The organism is Microcoleus sp. B5-D4, from assembly GCF_036705145.1.
In the GTDB taxonomy this organism is placed as follows: domain Bacteria; phylum Cyanobacteriota; class Cyanobacteriia; order Cyanobacteriales; family Microcoleaceae; genus Microcoleus.
Window position 1 is genome coordinate 57,684 of sequence record NZ_JAUBTV010000044.1, and the last position, 2,234, is coordinate 59,917.

1 protein-coding gene is annotated in these 2,234 nt (G+C 45.6%); it reads right to left on the bottom strand.

What is annotated here, in order from left to right:
• Positions 1–409: 409 nt before the first annotated feature.
• The gene (locus QUB10_RS20160; protein WP_333204939.1) at positions 410–1,882 is read right to left on the bottom strand and encodes an MBOAT family protein; all 1,473 of its coding nucleotides are present in this window, start codon (positions 1,880–1,882) and stop codon (positions 410–412) included.
• Positions 1,883–2,234 lie beyond the last annotated feature (352 nt).

Below are 2,234 nucleotides of genomic sequence, written 5' to 3' on the forward strand. Positions count from 1 at the left end.
GACTGTTGACTGTTGACTGTTGACTGTTGACTGTTGACTGTTGACTGTTGACTGTTGACTGTTGACTGTTGACTGTTGACTGTTCACGGCGTCAACCGTCAACATCATGCCGGTGTAACCGGAAATGATATCAAAGCGAAATTCCTCGCTATGAGGACTAATGAGTTCTTCAGTCCTCTTTGAGAGGACTTTCGCTATGAGACAGGGAATTCATTCCCTGGCGGACTGTTAGGTGAGCGGGAGGACTGGCGAACAAAAAGCTTAATTTGACACTAATAGGTAGCGGGGAATCACTTCGACTGACATCTTGCACCATTCTCAAGAACAGGCAAGATGCCTGTTCCACAAAGAGTAGATTTTCTTGTGGAACAGGCCGGAAAGCCTGTTCAGAAGGCGAATTAATAATACCCTAAAAATCAAAATAAATATAAGGCAAACCGCCTTCGGGAGCCAACACCCAAACCGCATACAAACAAAGCGGCACTAACACCAATTTCATCGGCCAATTTAACTCCAATTTCAAACCCCGACTCAACGCATAATTCCCCAGCATCGCCGCAGCCAAAGCCGCCAACATCCAAGTTAAATGCACTCTTTCCAAACCCAAAACTTCGCCATAAACTTTCTCAGCAAACTGCACGTCAGCAGTGTGTCCCCACAAATGCGAAATCGCCCATCCAGAATCCTTTAAATCGGGAAGGCGGAAAAATATCCAACTACCAAAAACCATCGCCTGAGTCAACAGCCAACCCATCGCAATCCCGATCGGATTTTCCCACAAAAACTCGATCCGCAACCGCTTAAACAGCACATCAGTCAGCCTGTGAACCGCCAAAGCTAAACCGTGTAAACCCCCCCACACAATAAATCCCCAAGCGGCACCATGCCAAATTCCTGCAATTAACATAACGATCGACAAATTCAGACAAGTGCGCCACAAACCGACTCGCGAACCCCCCAAAGGAAAATACAAATAATTCCGCAGCCAATCACCTAAAGTCATGTGCCAGCGTCGCCAAAAATCAGCTATGCTGGCACTAAAATAAGGAAAATCAAAATTTGGCGGCAAATACCAACCCAGCAGCAAAGCAGTACCGCGCGCCATGTCAACATAGCCACTAAAATCGAGATAAAGTTGCAGCCCGTAAGCAAAAATAGCCAGCCACAAATCCTCGCTACCCGCCCGCTGCAAGTTGGTAAAGCTTAAATCGACATAAATTCCCAAGTTATCTGCGAAAAGACCTTTTTTTACTGCACCAAAGGCGATCGTCCAAAGTCCCTCAGAAATGCGATCGGGCGTCGGAAATTGCTGGGTTTTCAGTTGATAGATCAAGTTGTGATACCGAGTAATCGGGCCGGAAATCAGTTTGGGAAAAAACAACTTGTAAGCAGCAAAGTGCAGCAGCGAAGTAGCAGCAGGCGCGCCTCGGTACACGTCAATCAAATAAGCAATGCACTCAAAGCAAAAGAAACTCAATCCCAGGGGTGCGATGACGTGACTTTTCACCCAGTCAGCCCCGTCGATAGCTACAGGCCAATTGAACAAAGTGCCGATCGAACTCAATAAAAAAGGCACATACTTAAAGCCCAGAAGCAGCAACACATTCAGACAGATGCCTATCCACAGCAGCCACAAACGGCGGCGGTTCCAAGATTCATTAGCAATCCGCCAATCCAGAGGTTCCCCAATCGCCATCGCCAAGCAGTAATTAAACAAAGCACCGACTAACAGCAGAGGAATGTACCAAATTTGCAGCGAAGCGTAAAAAATTAAACTACCCGCTAACATGATGAACAGCCGCCACCACCGCACCGGAACCAACCAGTAAGCCGCGAACAAAACTAACAAAAACAGGGCATATTGAAGGGAGATGAAAGTCATACCATTTTAGATTTTAGATTTTAGATTTGCGATTTTATAATTGGGAATGGCTTATTTTGTATGGGTTTGGATTACGAGCCTACTGTTGCATTATTTTTATTAATCGAGACTTTGCTAAGAACGAGATTTATCATGGATTTTAGCCGATCGCCCACACGAAAATATGCCCTCGGTAAGTCCCTACTATATAGTCGGCAACTGAGAACTGCTACATTTTACAGCACAAAGGTTAAATGCTGTTGCAAATTAAATAAATCTTGCCTGCTATAAATTAACTCTCTTAGGGATGAGAATTAAATAACTTCCACTCTTGAAAGTGGGATGGGCGTCCCGCCCGTCCAAAACGGACGGG

Excerpts from the sequence above, each read along its gene's own strand:
- QUB10_RS20160 (WP_333204939.1), bottom strand. The coding sequence starts at position 1,882 with ATGACTTTCATCTCCCTTCAATATGCCCTGTTTTTGTTAGTTTTGTTC.